This window comes from Thermosphaera aggregans (assembly GCF_014962245.1).
GTDB lineage: Archaea > Thermoproteota > Thermoprotei_A > Sulfolobales > Desulfurococcaceae > Thermosphaera > Thermosphaera chiliense.
On the sequence record NZ_CP063144.1, the window covers coordinates 834,988 to 853,982 of the forward strand.

Genomic DNA, 18,995 nt, shown 5'->3' on the forward strand with positions numbered 1-18,995 from the left:
TAATCCTAAACAGTATTCTCTCAATTGAAACATAGGAGATGGTATTCCATGAGTGATAAATCAACCAGATTCGTTCTGTGGTTAGATGAGGTTAGAAAGGAAGATGTTCCACTGGTAGGCGGGAAAAACGCAAACCTCGGTGAAATGCTCGCTGCCGGCATTCCGGTACCACCAGGGTACGCGGTAACGGCTTACGCTTTCAAATACTTCTTAGACAAAACAGGGTTGGCAGAGAAGATTTACTCAATGCTCAGACAACTTGATGTTAACAACACTAAGGCGTTGGAGGACACTACGGCCGCGATTAGAGAAATGATTATGAACCAGCCAATGCCTCCCGAGGTGGAGTCCGAGATTAAAAAGTTCCACCGCGAGCTTGCTAAGAGGCTCAACATGCCTGTTGAAGCGGTAAGAGTCGCTGTTAGAAGCAGTGCGACAGCTGAGGACATGCCGGAGGCGAGTTTCGCAGGACAGCAGGACACCTACTTAAACGTGTACGGCGAGGACGAGGTTGTTTACCGTGTTAAAAGATGCTGGGCCAGCTTATTCACGGCTAGAGCAACATTCTATCGTGTAGCCCAGGGCATACCGCACGAGAGAACTCTGATGAGCGTTACAGTGCAGAAAATGGTTAACAGTCGCGCAGCTGGAGTAATGTTCACACTTCACCCTGTTACAGGAGACGAGAAGGTAGCTGTTATTGAAAGTTCTTGGGGCCTTGGAGAATCAGTCGTAGGTGGGAAAGTAACACCTGACGAATGGGTTGTTGACAAGGAGTCCATGAACATTGTGGAGGAGAAGATAAACAAGAAGATCTTCATGATTACATTCGATCCCGAAAAAGGTAAGAACGTGCATTTAAGATGGGATGAGAAGCTGGGTAAATGGGTCTCAGAAGAAGGAGAAACTACCGCCCCACTGGCGAAGATAGCTCACCCCGACAAGCCCTCTCTATCGAAGGAGGAAGTGTTGAAGCTTGCGGAGCTCGCCAAGGTTATTCAAAAACACTATGGTAAGCACATGGATATTGAATGGGCGGTGGATAGCGATCTTCCTTTCCCGCACAACGTGTTCATTGTGCAGGCGAGACCTGAAACCGTGTGGAGCTTGAAGAAGGCTAAGGAAGAGAAGCGCGTAGAGGTTAAGGGGAAGACTGTGAAAATGGCCGAGGCGAAGATTCTGATCAGGGGGTTGCCGGCTAGTCCTGGTGTTGGCGCAGGCACCGCTAAGGTGATATTTGACCCGAAGAGCAAGGAGGCAATGGAGTTCAAGGAGGGAGAAGTCCTCGTTACTAAGATGACGGATCCAGACTGGGTTCCATTGATGAAAAAGGCTGCTGCAATAGTTACCGACGAGGGTGGAATGACAAGTCACGCTGCCATCGTTAGCAGGGAGCTCGGCATTCCATGTATCGTTGGCACAGGAAACGCTACTCAGGTAGTGCCAAGCGGTATTGATGTAACAGTGGACGGTGGAAGAGGAGTGATCTACGAGGGAATTGTTGAAGAACTCGTGAAGCCGAAGGCTGAGGCAGCTCCGCAAGCGGTTGGCGTCGCTGCAGTGGGCATAAGTCCCGAGCAGCTATTACCGCTGTATCCTGTGACTGCGACGAAGATATACATGAATCTTGGAGAGCCTGACGCGATCGAGAAATACAAGGATCTTCCATTCGACGGTATCGGATTAATGAGGATTGAGTTCATAATAACTGACTGGGTTCAGTACCATCCATTATACTTGATAGAAATCGGGAAGCCTGAGGAGTTTGTCAACAAGCTTGCCGAGGGCATTGCCAAGGTAGCTCAAGTTATCTATCCAAGACCAATAGTTGTAAGGTTCAGCGACTTCAAGACCAATGAATACAAGGGTCTAAAGGGTGGAGAGAAGTACGAGCCTGAGGAGAGAAACCCAATGATTGGTTGGAGAGGAGTCAGCAGATATATTCATCCGAAATACGAGCCTGCGTTCAGACTAGAGGTAAGGGCTATTAAGAAAGTAAGAGAGGAGTTCGGATTAACAAATGTCTGGGTAATGTTCCCATTCGTGAGAACAACGTGGGAGCTGGAGAGAGCTATAGCGATAATGGAGGAGGAAGGGTTAAAGAGAAGCAAGGACTTCAAAGTATGGGCCATGGCCGAGGTTCCAAGCATAGCATTACTAGCTGATAAATTCGCCGAGTATGTGGACGGGTTCAGCATTGGAAGCAATGACCTAACCCAGCTAGTGCTCGGCGCTGACAGAGACAGCAACATCTTAGCCGAGATGGGATACTTCGACGAGAGAGATCCTGCCGTATTAGAAGCAATAAGAATGATTATCGAGAAAGCTCACAGCAAGGGCGCCACCGTCAGCATTTGCGGACAAGCTCCAAGCGTCTACCCTGAAATAGTCGAGTTCCTCGTTGAAGCCGGCATTGATAGCATGAGCGTTAACCCAGATGCAGTGATATCGACAAGAAGGCTGGTCGCAAGCATTGAGAGAAAGATACTGCTAAAACGCCTCGAGAACGTCATGAATAAGTTGAAACAGTTCGAATACTAGTTTTTTCCATAATTAAATCCTTGCATTCTTAATGCCAAAAATATATATTTACAAGGCTCCTACATATGAATATTCGGTGATAAGTCATGCCGAGGAAAGTGGTAATATTGGGCGCTAGCGGAAGAGACTTCCACAACTTCAACATGTTCTACAGGAACAATCCCGATTACCGGGTAGTGGCTTTTCTCCAGACGCAAATACCGGGGATAAGTGGGAGAAGGTACCCGCCTAGCTTGGCAGGCAGTCTTTACCCTGACGGAATACCTATTCTAAGCATGGATTATTTAGAAGATATTGTGAAAACCTATGGAGTTGAGGAAGCAGTTCTCTCCTACAGCGACCTAACGTATGAAGAGCTGGGGCAAGTGGTTTCAAGAGTTGCGGCTGCTGGGCTAACCTTCAAAATACTCGGCCCTATGGACACCATGCTTGAAAGCGTTAAGCCGGTTCTAGCTGTTACAGGGGTTAAGACAGGGGCTGGCAAAAGCATGGTTTCAAGAGAATTCGCCTTGGAGATGAGGAGAAGAGGCTTAAGAGTCGGTATTGTAAGGCATCCAATGCCGTATGGCGACCTTGAGAAATCAGCTGTTCAAATATTCCACAGTTTCAGCGACCTAGATAAGTATGAGGCTACAATAGAGGAGAGAGAAGAGTATGAGCACTACTTGAGAATAGGCTTCCCTGTTTACGCCGGCGTGGACTATGGGAGAATATTAAGGGAAATGGAAAGGGAGAACGATATAATCTTATGGGACGGCGGCAATAACGACTGGCCGTTTTACAAGCCGGACTTCATGGTTACAGTAGCTGATGCTATGAGGCCTGGAATAGAAGTTTCAGCATTCCCTGGTGAGATAAACCTCAGGATCGCTGACGCTGTCATTATTAACAAGGCCGATCAGGCGAAACCCGGGGCAATATTAAAGATAAAGGAAAACATTAAGACCAGGAACCTAGACGCTGTGATCAGTGTTGCGGAAAGCGAGGTCATTGTTGACAAGCCTGAGTTAATCTCGGGAAGAAAGGTATTGGTGATAGAGGATTCTCCAACAGTAACCCATGGCGGAGCAAGATACGCTGCTGGGTATGTTGCCGCCTTGAAATACGGTGCGGAGCCTGTTGATCCAAGGCCTTTCGCAACCAACTTCTTCAGAAAAATCTTTGAAGAATACCCACACATAGGCCCTGTTCTCCCGAGCACGGGGTACAGGCCTGAACAGTTAAGAGAGCTTGAGGAAACAGTTAACAAAGCCCCTGTAGAAGCTGTAGTTCTTGGCACACCATCAGATATAACAAGATTGATAAAGATCGAGAAGCCCGTTGTCAAGGTTGAGTTTAAGTTGAAAATCATTGAGGGCCCGAGCGTTAGGGAATATGTTGACATGTTCCTTGAGAAGGCTCGTAAAAAAGTGGTTTAACGCTTTTTCAAGATTGTGAATAATCCTACCCCTACTCCTGCAAGGACTATTCCCATCACGATAGCAATTTGGATCATATCTCCGCCCACACTAGGCTGGGTTGTTAAGGTAGCTGCGGTTGTGGCCTGAGGAGTTGGAGTAGAGATAATTGTCTCCGTTGTAATTGTCAAGGACGTCGTGGTAAACGTAGCGTTAGTAGTGGTCTCAGTAGAGGTAACCGTGGTAGTTGTGGTTGTCGGTGGCGTAGTTGTGGCTGGCTCCGTGGTCTGGGTTGTTGTAGTCGAAGTAGTTGTTGTAGTAGTCGTAGACGTGGTAGTTGTGGTCGTCGTTGTCGAGGGTTTTGTAGTTGTTGTGGTCGTCGTAGTCGGGGTTGGAGAGGTAAGCGTGACCGATTCATAGAGTTCTATTTCTCCCGTTACATTGTAGCTGGCCAAGGATAATTCGTTTTCTGGTAAAATGATGGTGGCGTTGTAATCATCCTCTTTTGTGAAGTAGACGTAGAACTCTGTAGCATTGGTTTGGACTAAGTAGTTTTCAGCAGGGTTTATGTTGAATACTATAGTAGTGTTTGCCGGTATCATTGCCACGATGTAAACGTCAGTACCGCCTATAGTATACTTGACTCTAACAGGGATTTCCACAGGGTTGCCATAGACATCCAGCTTGTTATTGGTTGCAATATAGGCAGTTTCGTTAAGGACTCTCACGCTGAAAGTCCCGTTTGTAGCCAAGACTGGTTTAAAGGAATATGTTTGGTTAGGATAGAGGATGAGCCACATGTAATGGTATGCGGAAACGCAAGTAGCCTCCGACTGGCAGTCAGAGATTTTGTACAAGGGTGCTCCAGTGCTTCCTGCTATGACCCAGTCTGTGTTGTTAAACCTGTAGTATGCCCAGCCATGCCAGTGAGCCTGGACGACCAGGGGAGGCCATCCGTAAGTATTAGCCCATTCATGTATTGAAGCGTTTTTGTCTGATTGTAGATTGTGGTTGACATTGGGGTATACGGGTCGATGCATGAATAATATCAGCACTCTCCCGTTGAGTTCAGCGACAGCCTGGTTTAACTGGTTATTCCAGGATTCGAGGGAGCTTTCAGTGTTCAGCAGTGCGAGCCTCCATCCCGGAATACTGTCTGTAATATAGTACTCTGGGCCAATGTACTGTCTCCAGTATGTCCATCCCTGCGGGTATACTACTTCATGGTTCCCCATGAGTAGCCAAATGTTTTCGAGACGCGTCGAATTCATTATATCATAAAATACGGCATACTGTGATTCGTAACCGTAGCCTACGTGGTCGCCTAATCCTATTGTCGCGATAAGGTTGGCAGCATCCATCTCGTTAACAACCGTATAGAACACTTCCGGAGGGTAGTTTGCGTAAGTGTTTGTAGGCCTATTGTCGCCAAACACCATTATCGGGTACCACGGAAGATTTAAGGGTATCGGTTTAACCCTTTGATTCATGAGTGGGGTTGAAGGCGCCGATAATGTTTCCTGCATATTGAAGGAATTAATGAGTAAGAATGCGGTTATGATTATTGCGATAACTAGAAATCCGTTCTTTATTATCGTCATGTTTAATCACCGTTGGGTTTCATTATGAATTAGATAACTTAAAAAGCATCGCAAAACCTTAACATTTCATGGAAATCACGGTGTTCAGGGTGGCGTTTAAAATTAGCGAGGAAAAAATTTACATCCCTGATTACTCAGGCATTGTCCAGGGCATTTTGGCGAAAATGATCGAGGAAGGGAGGATCTCAGGCAGGGTTCTAATTCACAAGGGCTTGATCACTGTTTTCGAACAGCTGTCAGCCCAGGGAAGAGCGGTTGGCATGACTGGTTTAGAGGAGATTCGGAGACTCAGGATGCTTCACGAGAAAGGTTTGATAACTATTGAGCTTATAGGGGATAAACCTAGGATGGGGCTCAAGGAAGAGGAGGTTATAGCTGATATTAACTACAACATAAGAGAGCATGCGAGAACCCTGGGCGCAATTCTTGTAACCGGCGACCCAGTCCAGTACAGAATTGCCCAAGCCTATGGGTTGGAAACGCTATACGTGGCTCCTAAGGAAAAAACAAGGCTTGAGTTCGAGAAGTTTTTCGACGAGGACACCATGAGTGTTCACCTTAAAGAAGGCGTTGAGCCGTTGGCTAAGAAGGGGAGGCCGGGCGAGTGGGCTTACTCTGTGCTGTCGGATAAGCCGTTAGGGAAGGAGGATATTGAGAGAATGGCTAATGAAATCATCGAGGAGTCTAGAAGGAGGAGTGACGCTTTCATTGAAATAGACAGGGTTGGTTCGACGATTATTCAGCTAGGAGAGTACAGAATAGTTATCACGAGACCCCCGCTCAGCGATGGATGGGAGATAACTGCCGTGAAACCAGTTAGGAAGCTCCGGCTTGAAGAATATAATCTGCCGGAGGAGCTTGTGAAGAGGCTTGGAGAAAGGGCTGAGGGGATACTGATTGCTGGAGCCCCTGGAATGGGTAAGACGACTTTCGCTCAAGCCCTCGCAGAATACTATATGAGGCAGGGTAAGGTTGTGAAAACTATTGAATCACCCAGGGACATGATCCTTCCCCCGAATATAACACAGTATAGTAAAAACTACGCGGATCTTGGGGAGTTACACGATATTCTCCTGCTCTCCAGACCCGACTATACGGTTTTCGACGAAATGAGGTATGATGAGGATTTCAAGCTTTTCGCTGATTTAAGACTAGCAGGTATCGGCATGATCGGCGTTGTACACGCAACCAGTCCTATTGATGCGATCCAGCGGTTCATAGGCAGGGTAGAGCTGGGCATGATCCCGTCTATCATTGACACGGTGATTTTCATTAGAAAGGGCATAGTAGACAAGGTGTACGATGTGAGGATGACGGTTAAGCTTCCAACAGGGCTTAAGGAAGCCGAGCTCTCTAGGCCCGTGATCGAGGTAAGGGACTTCTTGACGGGTGAACTAGAGTATGAAATATACACTTTCGGCGAGCAAACAGTGGTGGTTCCAGTTAAAAAACTCAGAGGAAAGCCAAGCCTGCTCGACAGCATCATAGAGAATGTGAGGAAAATATTGCCTGACGCTGAAGTCTCGGTCGAAGACAACATGATCGTGGTTGCCATTAGCAGGTCTATGTTGAAAAACTATAATAGAAGGGTGAAACGGCTAAGAAAGCTGGAGGAAAAGTACAACATCCCTATAAAGATAAAGATCACTTAACGATGTAATTCTTTACCAGTTTTCGCAATTTTCATGACAAATTCTTATATCTTAGATCTACGAAACTATTAATGAGAGGATTTAAATGCCTTTTTTAATAGCCCTTGATGTTGGGACAAGCTCTGTAAAATCAATACTATTAGATGTTGAGAAAGCATTAGTAATCGGGAGGCATACAGAGTCGTTGAGAGTGTTATATCCCAGGAATGGTTGGGCCGAGCAGTCGCCTGATGAGATCTGGGAATCTATTGTTTCATCCATTAAAAATTTGCTTGAGGAAGCGGAGATTAACCGAGATGAAGTGAAAGGGATAAGCATTGATGCGCAAATGCTGGGAGTTGTTCCTGTTTCAAGAGACGGTGAAGCATTACATAATTTTCTAACATGGCTTGATACGCGAGGTGCTGGGGAACCATGGGAGCTTTTCACAGGCGTTTTCAAAATAAGCGGTTACAATCTATTGAAGCTTATAAAATACTTGAGGATAACTGGTGGGGCTCCGAGCAGAACCGGGAAAGACCCTATTTCTAAAATAGTTTGGTTTAGAAAGAACATGCCCGAACTTTACGAGAAGACTTGGAAGTTTCTTAACTATAACGGGTTCGTTGCTTTGAAATTAACCGGGAAGCCATCAATTAACGCTGACGAGGCTAATGTGACCTGGCTTGCAGATGTGAGGAGAGGTAAACTGGACTGGAGCGTAACGATTTTGAAGGATTTAAAAATATCGTCGGAGAAACTCCCTCCTATTAGAGCGCCAACCGAGATAGTGGGGGGATTGAAGCCTGACGTTGCCGGGGAGCTCGGGTTATCTGAAAGTGTAAAAGTAGTTATTGGATCTGGGGATGTTGCAGCCACAGCCATAGGTTCAGGAGGCATAGGCGATCTTGAGACGCATTTATACTTGGGGACAAGTGATTGGCTCGCTTCACACTTACCGAGGAGAAGGCTCGACATATTCCACGCTATAGGTACGATAATCAGCGCGATCCCGGGTAAGCATTTATTGATCGCTGAGCAGGAGTGTGGTTGCTCAGTCCTAGACTACATCGTGACTCTTCTCTATGGGAAAGCGGATAAACAAGTGTTTGATGAAGTAGATAGAAACATCGGGTCTGTTGACCCTGCTTCAAACAAAATCCTATTCCTCCCATGGATGTTTGGAGAAAGAGTACCGATAGACGACCCCTATGTAAGAGGAGTGCTATACAATGTAAGCTTGAGCGATTCAAGGTTTCAAATACTAGAGGCAATAATGGAGGGTGTTGCATTGAACATTAAGTGGGCTCAAATATATTTCGAGAAGCTGCTCGGCGAGAGGATTCGAGTCTTAAATGCAGTGGGAGGCGGGGCCTTATGGGATTCTCTATGCCAATTAATAGCTGACGCCACGGGTGCAGAGGTGTGGAGGATGAGTACTTTGAGAGAAGCCTCGGCTATTGGAGCTGCTGTAATAGGGGTTAAAGCACTGGGTCTTGGAGAGTTTGAATATGTTAAGAAGATCGCTAAACCCGAGAAAGTGTTTAAACCTAGGGAACCGTTAATCAGAGTGTTCAATGAAAAGCTTAAGCTCATGATAAACGTGTATAAGGCGAACAAAAGATTTTTCAAACAGTTGAATACTGCATGCTCAGTTTAAAACGGGCCTATCAATTGCGCGCATCACTTTGTAATACCCATTCTCCTCTGGAATAATGCCTGCTGGAATTTCACTATTTCCTCGGGTAGAGTTGTCACCTTTCCTAGAATCCTAGCTAGAACGTAGATCTGGGCAACCCTCTCCACCACGGTTAAAACCTCGACCGCCTCCTCTAGTTTTCTCCCGCAAGCTACTACCCCGTGGTTAGCAAGTATGGCCGCGCTTCTCTCTTTCAACGCTTTCACTACGTTTTCAGCAAGCTCTTCGCTTCCGAATGGAGCGTATTCAGCGACCCTGACCTCTCCACCAGTGTACATGATCATTTCCTCTATAACAGGGGGTAGCGGCTCCCTTGCTACTGCCAGCACGCTCGTGTACAGGCCGTGGGCATGTATGATAGCCCCTATGTAGGGGTACTCACGGTATATTGCAAGATGCATTGGCATTTCCACTGTTGGAGCTCGAGCCCCTTCTAATACTTCACCATCCATTGAAACTAGGAGAATGTCCTCAGGGGTCATTTCGGATTTAACTACCCCGCTAGGAGTTATTAGTAAACGATCTGCTCCTATCCTGACGCTGACATTTCCCGATCTCCCGTGGTTAAGACCTTTATCATCCAAATACTTCATTACCTCAACTATTTTCTTTTTCAAATCCTCGTGCAAGAGAACACCATGAAGTAATATTCCTTATAATCGTAAAAAGCTTTTACGTTTCAATTGTTAAATATCAATTAGTGGTTGAGATGGGTTTTTTGACAAGGTTTCAACAAAAGATACTTGAATGTTTAATCTCCTTAAGCGAGGATTATGGCAGGGCTGTTAAAAGTGAGGAGATCGCGGAAACATTAGGGGTGCATCCTGGAAGCGTTAGGAACGCTTTATCAGTGATGAGGATTCTGGGTTTTGTAGAGTCTAAGAGAGGGCCCTTCGGAGGCTATCTTCCAACAGGTAAGGCCATCAGCACCATTACTAGGAGGGACCGTTTGAGCGTGATGTTGTTAACCAGTGATGGAAGCTCTTTCAAAGTATCCTCGACAATAACGGCTTGCTTAACCGATAAAAACCTAACTCTCGAGATAAGGAACTTTACGCTTAAACCATTCATTAGAAAAGGCAATAGAGTAGTGGTTTGCCTCGGGAAATATTTCGTAGACGGTGTGATAGTGGATTCGGATAGGGTAGGGAGGAGAGTAGTAGTAATAGTGAAGAGGCTTGTTAAACCTAGGAGTCCCGTGCGAATTGATTCCTCCGAAAGTATTAGAGAATTACTACGCCAAATGTCTAAAAAGAAGGCTGAGTGCGCCCTAATATTCGATAAAGGCAGGCTTGTCGGGTACTTGTCAATTTTCAAGCTACTCAAACTTCTCAGTAATGGTCAGGATGTGAATACGGAGGCGGGACGAGTAGCTTTCAAGCCTCCATCCTCAAGAATGGCTCAACGTTTTCTTGAAGAAGGTTATTGCTTGTTTGATGATGGTTGAGCTAAAGTAATTATCATTATAAATGTTTAATTATCTTACAGAAGACAATTCTGAATGGTGGTTGGTTGGAGCTTAAACCCTCAGTTCTATCTGAAGAAGAAATTAGAGAGCTTCTCACAACCATCGACGAGATCACAGTCAAGGAGGCTAAGAAGGTTAATTTAACATCTCTCGAGGAAACAGTCCTTGTCAAGGGTGAGCCGGGCGGGTCAATCGTTTATGATTTGAAAGGGAGAAGGATAATTGACATGACTTCTCAAGCCTGGACTCTTAACGTAGGCTACTCTCACCCTGATGTGGTTTATGCAGCAGCTTTTCAAGCCAGCGTGTTAAACCATGTAAGATATGGTTTTCCAACTATTCCAAGGTTGAAACTTTTGCTGAAACTCAAGGAGATATATGGTTTTGAAAGGGTTGCGTTGAACACGCAGGGCGGGGGCTGGAGCATAGAGGTAGCATTGAAGCTGGCAATGATTAACAAGCCAGGGGCAGATACATTTCTCGTAGCTTGGAGGAGCTATCACGGAAACAGCCTCGCGCTCACAACAGCTTCCCACCCGCTTCCAGGTTTAATCCGGTACAAGCTGTTCGGGGAGGAAAAATTTGTCAGATATCCCTACCCCTACTGCTACAGGTGTCCCTTCAAGATGAAATACCCTGAGTGTGCTGCAGACCCGTGTTTAAGCTTTGTTGAGAAAACGATAAAGTATGCTACTAAAGGAGTTAATTCTATCGGAGCCCTACTTATAGAGCCAGTTCAAGGGCCTGGAGGGGTTGTACCAGCCCCGCCTGAATTTCTCAAGGGAATTATCGAACTAGGCGGGAAATACGGATTCTACATTATCTTCGACGAGGCGCAGACAGCTAATGGAAGAGTGGGAGCTTGGAGCGTTGCACATATTCACAATGTTAAACCGGACATGATGACGTTGACTAAAGGTCTGGGCGGCGGGTTCCCTGTGGGAGCAACTCTTGCTAAGGAGGGAATCAAGGGTTTAAGCTATCCTGAGGAGCATACAACATTCGGTGGTAACCCGGTCCCATATGCAGCGGCACTTGTAAATCTTCTTGTTATTGAAAAGTTAAACCTTGTTGAAAGAGCGAGGATTATGGGCGATTATGCTTTGAAGAGGTTGCTTGATATGAAGGAGAGGTTTGATCTTATCGGTGATGTGAGAGGTTATGGACTATATCTCGGGATAGACCTGGTTAAGAACAGGACTACCAGGGAACCTGCCTTAGAAGAGGCTGAAGAAGTTGTTAAGAAGGCGTTTGAGAAGGGAGCACTCTACGCTCTTGACATGCCAGATATTATTGGCGATGAAGTAACCATGAGGAACGTAATAAAGGTCAGGCCGCCATTAGTCATTAAAAAAGAAGAGTTAGATGAAGCCTTAAACATTTTAGAGGAGGCTTTAATAGAGGTAAGCGAAGAATACGGCTATGCTTTCACCAAAGCATAGTTTTTAAAATTTAATACTATTCACCCGCATATCCTCTCTGGGGTTAACGGTTTGCACGAGCTTAGGTGGAATCCTCTAATACGGCAGTGGATTATTGTCGCGGCTCATCGTGCCGTTAGGCCGTGGAGGCTTACTGATAAGGAAAGAGTCTCATGCCCGTTTTGCCCAGGCGCTCCCGAGCTCAAGGATTTGGCTTCATGGGATGTTGTGGTCTTGCCGAACAAATACCCTGCTCTCGTACCCCATCCGGGAAGTCCAGCTCAATATGGATCTCCCCTATATGTCTCCAGGGAAGCTAGGGGCGTCTCAGAAGTCATAGTTGAGACACCGATGCATGAGGGGGATTTTCACACCTTGACGCTTTCGCATGTTTCGAAGGTGATGAAAGTGTTCAAGGAGGAGTTTGAAAAGCTTTCACGTCTCGAATATATTGAATACGTAGCCTTATTTCGTAATAAAGGAAGGGAGATAGGTGTTTCGCTCTCGCATCCTCATTCTCAAGTTTACGCTCTCCCTTTCATACCTCCTCGAGTAGCAAGCGAATTAGAGTCTTTCAAGGAATATTATGGAAAGCATGGAAGGTGCTTGATCTGCGATGTTGTAAGCCATGAGCAAGCGGTTAGGGAGAGGACGGTTTACGAGAACGAAGGGTTCATGATAATCCTGCCCTACTATGCTATGTGGCCTTACGAGCTACATGTATATCCTAAGAAGCATGTTAAAGCAATAAGCGAGCTTTCCGAAGAGGATTTAAAACTATTAGCCGATGCTATTCGAGTTGCAACCGCTACGTATTCAAGATTGCTCAAGAAGGATGCTCCCTACATTATGGTAATGCATAATCACCCTTCAAAAGGAGACTACCATTACCACTTCCACATAGAGTTTTACCAGCCCTACAGGGATCCTGAAAAGCTAAAGTACGCTGCAGGTATAGAGTGGGGGTATTGGGTCTTCACCTACGATGGTGTCCCGGAGGAAAGGGTTAAAGAGTTGCGCAAAGCCTGTGATGAAATCCTGGAGGTCATTGGTGATACCTTTGGAAAATGTGCGTGAAATCGTTGACTTCATATTTAGAAGACATGAAGGCCTTTACGGTGAAAAGCCCAAAGTTATTGCTTCAGCCCCTGGAAGGCTGGATTTTTTAAACACTCACCAGGACTATAAAGGATTGCCCGTTGTATCTGTCGCTATAAATAAGAGAACTTATGTTGCTCTTTCGACTTCGAAAACCAGGTCGAAGGCTGTTTCGATCAATCTGTGTGATGAAGGGGTTGAGTGCGCAGACACGTTCAGCGCTAATAATCCTACACTTGTAGAGGAGGGCTGGTTTGGCGATTATATCAGGTCGGCTGTGAAAGCTCTTCGGATGAAGGGATACCTGATCGATGATTTCAACCTCACTATTTACAGTGAGATCCCTATAGGTTCGGGTTTAGCTAGCAGTGCAGCACTTCAAGTCTCATTAGTTGCAGGCCTTAACGCTTTGTTCAGGCTTGGCTTAGAGAGGAAGGATATTGCCGAGATAGCATACCAGAGTGAGCACGATGTTATGGGTATTCCGTGCGGGAGGCTGGATCAATATGGTTCAGCCATGGGCGGAGTAACCTTGATTGAAACCAAACCTCCTTTCACCACTAAGACTCTTGTGAGAAAAGACATACTGTTCACAGTGCTTGATTCAGGCATAAGGCATTCCACAGGTAGCATCCATCCTGTGAGAATAAGTGAGCTGAAGCAAGGAGTCAGGGAGCTCCTGCTTCTCGATGACCTACCTGGAGATTTGAGAAACATGCTTAAGGAGGACATCTACGCTTTGGAGTGGGGTAGGCTAGACTACCAACGCATCGAGCCTTATCTCCACCGGATTAATAAGGTTTCCATGAAAAGAATAGTATTCACGTTTAAAATGCATTATTCAACAATACTGGCTTTAAGACTCCTCGAAGACTCATCAAGTATTGATACAAGGGAAGAAGTGGAAGCGTTTTTACGGTCAGAGTGCGATGAGTGCTTAAGTAAAACCGGTTTGGAGGCAAACAGCTTTCTCAGACTCTTAGGCGGCTTAGTAAACTATCAGCACGTTCTACTACGCGATTTGTACGATGTCAGTCTACCACGTTTGGAATTGATAAGAAGCAAGGCTCTTGAAGCAGGGTCTTACGGGGTGAAAATCTCTGGGGCTGGCTTAGGCGGATCCTTATTGGGATTAGTAGGCTCGGAAGAGCAAGCTATCAAAGTATTGAAACATACGAGTGGGTTGGTGAGGAGCGCGTGGATTGTTAGCGTGGATGAAGGGGTTAGAGTAGAGTTGGAACCATAAAAAACAACCAGATTTAAGGACATATTTTCAGGCATTCTTAACCGCGCAAAACCACTTCACTGTTCCTTCTTAACAGATTCCAGTGACCTCTCCCTTTCCCTCAACAGACGCCTTAATTTCTCCTTATCTCTTAAATACGTTCTAAACGCAGGTAGCCATAGGAGAGCGCATGGCACCCAGAACAAGCTGATGGTTATTAATCCTAGCTTCATGTTCGAGGGCTCCTGGAAACCCCATGCTAGGAACATGACCATGAAGAAGCTTGCTATTGTCGGCCCGAAGGCTGAACCTATATTATCTGTTATATTGAATATTCCGAATATGGTTCCACGATGCTCCGGTAGCGAGATCTCGCTTAGGACTGCCGGTACGTTCGGTGCTGCGAAGGTTACGAAAACCATTCCCATTAGACTTATAAGTAGAACAGGTATTAGTGCCGGTAAAGACTCGTCTCCATACGGGTATGGGTAGGTTAGCAACATTATCATGGTGAAAGTTCCTATCAAAATGCCCACGAAAGGTATGAGCAACCTGGCCTTCGCAAAACCCTTCCTCTGCAGAATATCTGAAAGCATTCCCCCTATGAAGTATCCTATCATCATGCCTAACCCCGCAACAAAAACTATCATTGTAGCGGTAGCTTCTGAGAGTCCCCAGGTTTTCTGGAAGAATGTTGGAGCCCAGTAAGGTATGGCTCCCCATGGGAAGGTCCCGGGTACTCCTTGGAGATATATAAAAATGAGAGTAGGTGTTGCTGCAAGGGCTGTTGCAAACTCTCTCAGGTTAATCCTAAACTTGTATTCAATACCCATGTCATAGAGTTTCTTAATCTCTGGCTCGGCGTACCCTATCTTTACCTCCTTAATCACGAGTAGGAATAAGGGTACTAGAACAAAATTTGGCGCTGCTGCAAGCATGAAAGGTATTCTCCATGATAAGCCAGTGGTCAACACTATTGCTGCAAGCATCATGCCAAGTAGAACCCCGAAGCCTGAGCCGAAATTGTAGAGAGCATATCCCTTACCCCTCTCCTCGGGAGGGTAGAGGTCGGCTATTAATGCTCTAGCCACCGGCGCCGCCCCATTAATCCCTACCCCGGTCAGCGCTCTCAGTAACAGCATTTGATAATAGTTTTGTGAAAACGCTGTTAGGAAGCATGGGATTTCGCCTGTTAGAACCGCTGCAGCGAACAAGATTCTTCTACTGAGCTTGTCAGCTAAGTACCCCCATATAAACGTGGTTGCAATGCCGGATAAGACAGGGACGGTTGCAAGTAATCCTGCATAGTAATACCAATCCTGCTCCCCACCGATAATGATACCCTCTTCTCTCAGAGTTATTACCATGGGTGCAACAAGATTCTGATCCGCGTATAGCATCATGAGCATCAATATGAAGAATATGAGAACCAGTCTCCTCGTCATTTAAACCCCCATGGTCAAACATGATTTTCTAACAGCCTACACATATCTTATTCACGCAGATTATATATAATTCTTAACTGACAAAGCACTAGGATTGCCCACGAATGCTAAAACCCTTGAAGATGGGCTTAATACGGAGGTAAACAGTTTAACGTTCTAGGTCATACGGTGATTTCACATAAAAAATAGTTCTTCAGGGATTTCCCTACGTAAACTAATTTCCCTAAACAATAAGGCACTAGGTCTTAGAAACCTTTTCTTAGTGTCGAAATCAACCTTTACCAGGCCAAACCTCATGTTGAAGCCCATGGCCCATTCATAATTATCTATTAGTGACCAGTGCAGATATCCTCTCACATCCACGCCTTTTTCCACTGCTTTCAATGTGCTGGCGAGATGAGTGATAAGGTAGGAGGAGCGGTGCTTATCCATGGAATCAGCTATCCCGTTTTCAGTTACGATTAAAGGAATCCTGTATTTGTTGAACAGCTCTACAAGGATGTTCTCCAACCCTTCTGGATATATTTCCCATCCGAACTCGCTACACGGTCTATCCGCCTTGCTCACCCCACCAGGCGTGCATATGAATCCATACCCAGGAATATACCTCCATCCCGGACCTTTTTTCTCGCCGGCCACCACCATTCTAGTGTAGTAGTTTACTCCTATCCAGTCTAGTTTTCTCCTCAAGCTCTCCGATGCTGCTAAAAGGCTTTCGCCATGAATCAAAGTGTCCGTGAAAGCGTAGTTGTACATGTATGAGGCAGTGGAAGCAGCCTTCACGTCTTCACTATTCACGGGATTGAGGGGTTCAAACCACATGAAGTTGTAGATGATGCCCACAGGCTTCTTAGTGACTTGTTTGATCAAGTCATACGCTCTTGCATGCGCTATTGCCTGGTTTCTAAGAGCACGTATAGTGTATTCGAAGCTTGGGATTCCTGGCGGGAATCCTGATTTAGTGTTTAAGTATCCCGCTGTTGCAACCGCGTTGGGTTCGTTAAGAGTGCTCCACGCATCAGCATACTCTTCCAGCTCGCTCACGATATAATAAGCATATTTCGCGAACTCCACTACTGTCTCATCGCTAAGCCACCCCGATGGCGCTGACTCAACTCCACGGGTTCTCACTTGTATTGGCTCATGTATCCATGATGGGAGAGTGAAGTGGTTGAGGTTTATGATAAGCTTTTTCCCCCTTGAAACCCAGTCTTTAAGCAATCCCTTGTATTTCTCAACCTGGTTCTTATCCGCCTTCTCTCTCAGTTGGTTGATAGCTGCTTCACTAATATCGATGCTTACTATAACTCCCTCCTCGTCCTTGTCGATATTAACGGGGATTTCCCTGGTTGGTCTAGGGAAAACCCTGCTCCATTCAATCCCGATGCGTAGAGTGTCTGCACCTAGTCTCTCTGCGATGTCATGGTCTTTCTTGTAAAGTGCCAAATATCCTGGGCCATTCTCGGGTAAATGCCCGCTTACTAACCCAGACATTATATTGTCCTGGTCGTGAACCCATATCCACCAGTCTGTATTAGGGTCTTCGAATCCTGGATATCCCATTTCGAATTGAAAACCGGACTCGCTAAACCCGATGATAAACCCGCTGGGGAATTTAAGCATTAGATCACCACTGGAAGGTAGCGTTCATCCTGGATCGTGTCAGCTCACAACGTCTTTAATATCGAATTTGATTGGACCATACTCCTTGCTTACCGCGGATATTACGATTTTATGCTCGCCTGGTTCGAGCCTGATTCCTTCAATCCTTATTGTTACAAGAGTGTTCAGTGCGAAGTCCACAGGGTTTGTGTCTGAAATATCTTTGTTCAGTATTGTTTTAGAATCCGACTCCAGCGTTATTTTGTCGAGGGGAACCGGTTTGTCGTCAATGGTGATTTCAAGAGGTTTAGACAAACTAGCATCTGCTAAGACGTTTTTAAGGGAAAACTGAAAACCTGTTTCATTATTCTTCAAGCTTTTCTTAACGTATAATCTTCTGAGAATGATGGCTGGAACCGACATTTAGGTCCCAATTATACTTAAACCTTCCCATGTCTAATATAGTTTTAACATTACAAATTTTTATTTAAATCGTAGAACAAAAAATCAAACGGTGTATGTTCTTGAAACCCATGAGAATAGATTACGAGGATATTCTAGACGTGCTGTATGAAACCATAGATATCGATAAGTACATTATAGCCCACTACATAATTGAAGCACCCGTGGGCTTTCCGCCTGACATGATTGCAAGGGCTTTCGCAGCTGAGCAGACCACTGGAACCTGGATACGAACACCTGCAGAGACTGTGGAGATGAGGAAGAATCTAGGCGGGAAGGTCGTAGGATTATACGAGATTCCCGACTATGAAACGGAGACTCCGAAGGAAGGTTATAGGAGATTCTTGGTTTCAATCGCGTTTCCATGGGTTAATTTTGAGAATGACTTATCCACAATGTTCTCCGCTGTTACCGGCAACATAATGGCTTTCGGCAGGATAAAGCTAGTTGATGTTTGGATGCCTCCCGCATACATTAAACTTTTCAAGGGTCCGAAATACGGGATAGAAGGATTGAGGACACTTATGCGGGTTCACGATAGGCCTTTAATAGTTGCCATGGTTAAACCATGCGTATACTATCCCGCGGATGTCGGTGCTAAGCTGGCTTACGAAGCATGGGTAGGAGGCGTGGACGTTATAAAAGATGACGAGCTACTCGCAAACCAGAGTTTCAACAAGGTGGAGGAGAGGGTTGTAAAATTCATGGAAATGCTTGAAAGGGCTGAGCAGGAAACAGGTGAGAAAAAACTCTACACTGTAAACATCACGAGTGACCCGCCTAAGCTTTTCGAGCTTGCTGAGAAAGTAAAACAGTTGGGTGGAAACGCTTTAATGGTGAACGCCTACTCCGTTGGGCTTGGGGCTTTCAAAAACCTGGCCGAGGATCCAAGCGTAAACATGCCAATACTTGCGCACACTCCCGACTATGTCGCAATGTCGTACGTTTCACCTTACTCCGGAATATCATCAATCTTAGTAGCTGGTAAACTCATCAGAATCGCTGGAGCAGACATGGTGATATATCCAGGACCATATGGTAAAGTACCGACCTTCACTAAGGAGAAATACCTCCGTGTTGCAAAGTATCTGAGGGCCCCGATGAGCGGGTTGAAACAGACACTGCCCTGTCCATCCGGAGGAAACACTCAGCTGGAGGTTCCTAAGCTGGTAGGGGATTTAGGCGTGGATATTGGAATAGCCGCCGGTGGAGCGATACATGCGCACCCATGGGGGAGTAAGGCTGGAGCTAAATCGATGAGGCAAGCCATCGATGCTGTTCTGAAAGGTATTCCCCTTGAAGAATACGCTAAAGAAGCTCCAGAGCTGAATGCGGCGATAGAAGCGTATAAGAAAGGAGCTTTGGCGATAATGTTAGGATTGTAAGTAATTTAAAATTTAATAAA

The 18,995-nt window shown here is 45.7% G+C and carries 14 protein-coding genes; 9 read left to right on the forward strand and 5 right to left on the reverse strand.

The features are described 5' to 3' along the window. Window positions 1–48 precede the first annotated feature (48 nt). Both ppsA and IMZ38_RS04860 read left to right on the forward strand, forming a co-directional pair. Window positions 49–2,541 (forward strand): phosphoenolpyruvate synthase, encoded by a 2,493-nt coding sequence (gene ppsA, locus IMZ38_RS04855; RefSeq protein ID WP_193435781.1) that lies wholly within the window; start codon window positions 49–51, stop codon window positions 2,539–2,541. An 86-nt stretch (window positions 2,542–2,627) separates the two neighbouring features. Then, window positions 2,628–3,959, forward strand: a complete 1,332-nt coding sequence (locus IMZ38_RS04860; protein WP_193435782.1) for a cyclic 2,3-diphosphoglycerate synthase — start codon at window positions 2,628–2,630, stop codon at window positions 3,957–3,959. Here the strand turns inward: IMZ38_RS04860 and IMZ38_RS04865 are convergent. Beyond that, entirely contained in the window at window positions 3,956–5,377 is a 1,422-nt protein-coding gene (locus tag IMZ38_RS04865) for a metallophosphoesterase family protein (protein WP_193435783.1), read from the reverse strand. The two genes, IMZ38_RS04860 and IMZ38_RS04865, sit on opposite strands and share 4 nt — an antisense overlap. A gap of 230 nt (window positions 5,378–5,607) precedes the next feature. Between IMZ38_RS04865 and IMZ38_RS04870 the strand changes: the two genes are divergently transcribed. Together IMZ38_RS04870 and IMZ38_RS04875 are read left to right on the forward strand one after the other, a co-directional pair. Next, window positions 5,608–7,191 carry a PINc/VapC family ATPase gene (locus IMZ38_RS04870; protein ID WP_193435784.1) on the forward strand — a complete coding sequence of 528 codons (1,584 nt, stop codon included), beginning with the start codon at window positions 5,608–5,610 and terminating at the stop codon, window positions 7,189–7,191. A gap of 85 nt (window positions 7,192–7,276) precedes the next feature. Beyond that, window positions 7,277–8,830: a xylulokinase gene (locus tag IMZ38_RS04875; RefSeq protein WP_193435785.1), complete on the forward strand. Its 1,554-nt coding sequence runs from the start codon at window positions 7,277–7,279 to the stop codon at window positions 8,828–8,830. Between the two features lie 23 nt (window positions 8,831–8,853). Here the strand turns inward: IMZ38_RS04875 and IMZ38_RS04880 are convergent, their stop codons facing one another. Continuing rightward, complete coding sequence (locus tag IMZ38_RS04880; protein ID WP_227410828.1) at window positions 8,854–9,498, reverse strand: class II aldolase/adducin family protein; 645 nt, start codon at window positions 9,496–9,498, stop codon at window positions 8,854–8,856. Between the two features lie 80 nt (window positions 9,499–9,578). On the opposite strand from IMZ38_RS04880, the gene IMZ38_RS04885 reads away from it, so the two are divergent. The 4 genes from IMZ38_RS04885 (at window position 9,579) to IMZ38_RS04900 (ending at window position 14,102) form a co-directional block, all read left to right on the forward strand. Beyond that, complete coding sequence (locus IMZ38_RS04885; protein ID WP_227410957.1) at window positions 9,579–10,316, forward strand: Rrf2 family transcriptional regulator; 738 nt, start codon at window positions 9,579–9,581, stop codon at window positions 10,314–10,316. Between the two features lie 65 nt (window positions 10,317–10,381). Then, window positions 10,382–11,779 (forward strand): aspartate aminotransferase family protein, encoded by a 1,398-nt coding sequence (locus tag IMZ38_RS04890; protein WP_193435787.1) that lies wholly within the window; start codon window positions 10,382–10,384, stop codon window positions 11,777–11,779. Window positions 11,780–11,830: 51 nt separating this feature from the next. Beyond that, complete coding sequence (gene galT, locus IMZ38_RS04895) at window positions 11,831–12,835, forward strand: galactose-1-phosphate uridylyltransferase (RefSeq protein ID WP_227410829.1); 1,005 nt, start codon at window positions 11,831–11,833, stop codon at window positions 12,833–12,835. Further along, the gene (locus tag IMZ38_RS04900; RefSeq protein WP_227410958.1) at window positions 12,828–14,102 is read left to right on the forward strand and encodes a GHMP family kinase ATP-binding protein; all 1,275 of its coding nucleotides are present in this window, start codon (window positions 12,828–12,830) and stop codon (window positions 14,100–14,102) included. The genes galT and IMZ38_RS04900 overlap by 8 nt, the downstream gene beginning before the upstream one ends. A gap of 56 nt (window positions 14,103–14,158) precedes the next feature. Here the strand turns inward: IMZ38_RS04900 and IMZ38_RS04905 are convergent, their stop codons facing one another. From IMZ38_RS04905 to IMZ38_RS04915, 3 genes are all read right to left on the reverse strand, one after another. Then, entirely contained in the window at window positions 14,159–15,526 is a 1,368-nt protein-coding gene (locus IMZ38_RS04905; RefSeq protein ID WP_193435789.1) for an MFS transporter, read from the reverse strand. A gap of 174 nt (window positions 15,527–15,700) precedes the next feature. Continuing rightward, complete coding sequence (gene bgaS, locus IMZ38_RS04910) at window positions 15,701–17,149, reverse strand: beta-galactosidase BgaS (protein ID WP_193435790.1); 1,449 nt, start codon at window positions 17,147–17,149, stop codon at window positions 15,701–15,703. A gap of 39 nt (window positions 17,150–17,188) precedes the next feature. Further along, window positions 17,189–17,551 (reverse strand): hypothetical protein, encoded by a 363-nt coding sequence (locus IMZ38_RS04915; protein WP_193435791.1) that lies wholly within the window; start codon window positions 17,549–17,551, stop codon window positions 17,189–17,191. Between the two features lie 110 nt (window positions 17,552–17,661). Between IMZ38_RS04915 and IMZ38_RS04920 the strand changes: the two genes are divergently transcribed. Then, window positions 17,662–18,975, forward strand: a complete 1,314-nt coding sequence (locus IMZ38_RS04920) for a RuBisCO large subunit C-terminal-like domain-containing protein (protein ID WP_227410959.1) — start codon at window positions 17,662–17,664, stop codon at window positions 18,973–18,975. Window positions 18,976–18,995 lie beyond the last annotated feature (20 nt).

What these genes read in the sequence shown, in the direction of transcription:
- ppsA (WP_193435781.1), top strand. Translation starts at nt 49, where the DNA reads ATGAGTGATAAATCAACCAGATTCGTTCTGTGGTTAGATGAGGTTAGA.
- IMZ38_RS04860 (WP_193435782.1), top strand. Translation starts at nt 2,628, where the DNA reads ATGCCGAGGAAAGTGGTAATATTGGGCGCTAGCGGAAGAGACTTCCAC.
- IMZ38_RS04865 (WP_193435783.1), bottom strand. Translation starts at nt 5,377, where the DNA reads ATGGTGTTTGGCGACAATAGGCCTACAAACACTTACGCAAACTACCCT.
- IMZ38_RS04870 (WP_193435784.1), top strand. Translation starts at nt 5,608, where the DNA reads ATGGAAATCACGGTGTTCAGGGTGGCGTTTAAAATTAGCGAGGAAAAA.
- IMZ38_RS04875 (WP_193435785.1), top strand. Translation starts at nt 7,277, where the DNA reads ATGCCTTTTTTAATAGCCCTTGATGTTGGGACAAGCTCTGTAAAATCA.
- IMZ38_RS04885 (WP_227410957.1), top strand. Translation starts at nt 9,579, where the DNA reads ATGGGTTTTTTGACAAGGTTTCAACAAAAGATACTTGAATGTTTAATC.
- IMZ38_RS04905 (WP_193435789.1), bottom strand. Translation starts at nt 15,526, where the DNA reads ATGACGAGGAGACTGGTTCTCATATTCTTCATATTGATGCTCATGATG.
- bgaS (WP_193435790.1), bottom strand. Translation starts at nt 17,149, where the DNA reads ATGCTTAAATTCCCCAGCGGGTTTATCATCGGGTTTAGCGAGTCCGGT.
- IMZ38_RS04915 (WP_193435791.1), bottom strand. Translation starts at nt 17,551, where the DNA reads ATGTCGGTTCCAGCCATCATTCTCAGAAGATTATACGTTAAGAAAAGC.
- IMZ38_RS04920 (WP_227410959.1), top strand. Translation starts at nt 17,662, where the DNA reads ATGAGAATAGATTACGAGGATATTCTAGACGTGCTGTATGAAACCATA.